At 67.3% G+C, this 828-nt stretch carries 1 protein-coding gene; it reads right to left on the bottom strand.

The genetic code is table 11. The features are described 5' to 3' along the window. On the bottom strand, window positions 1-828 hold an 828-nt coding region (locus ADL29_RS06750), incomplete at both ends, for an acyltransferase domain-containing protein (RefSeq protein ID WP_157878407.1).

An 828-nucleotide genomic window follows, 5' to 3' on the forward strand; every position in this document is an offset into this window, starting at 1 on the left:
CCGTCCGGCCCGATCTCCAGGAACGTGGAAGCACCCTGCTCGGCGAGATACGCCATACCGTCGGCGAAGCGCACCGCCGACCGGACATGCTCCACCCAGTAATCCGCGGAGAACACCGCAGGCTCACCCGTCACATTCGAGACGACGGGGACGGCGGGCTCGCCGTACGAGATCTTCTCGGCAACCGACCGGAACTCGGCCAGCATCGGCTCCATCAACGGCGAATGGAACGCGTGACTCACCGACAGCCGGCGCGTACGACGGCCCTGCGCCCGCCACACCTCCGCAACCTCCAGAACGGCCTCCGCCACACCGGAAAGCACCACCGAACGCGGACCGTTGAGCGCCGCAATCCCGACCTCACCCTCACGGCCGACCAGCGACGGCAGCAGCTCCTCCTCACAAGCCTCCACCGCCACCATCGCCCCACCCTCGGGCAACGCCTCCATCAACCGGCCACGCGCAGCAACCAACGCCGCCGCATCACCCAACGGCACAACACCCGCCACATGCGCCGCAGCCAACTCCCCCACCGAATGCCCCAGCAGGAAGTCCGGCCGCACACCCCACGACTCCACCAACCGGAACAACGCCACCTCGAACGCAAACAGCGCAGGCTGCGTAAAGCCCGTACGGTCCAACACACCACCGTCACCGGACTCACCGAAGACCACGTCCCGCACCGGACGCTCAACAAACTCGTCCAGCACGGCACACACCTCATCGAACACCGCACGGAACACCGGGAACGCCTCATACAACTCCCGGCCCATCCCCACCCGCTGACTCCCCTGCCCCGCAAACAGGAACGCCACCTTCCCGCCCGAC

It is taken from the genome of Streptomyces chattanoogensis (assembly GCF_001294335.1).
Classification (GTDB): Bacteria; Actinomycetota; Actinomycetes; order Streptomycetales; family Streptomycetaceae; genus Streptomyces; species Streptomyces chattanoogensis.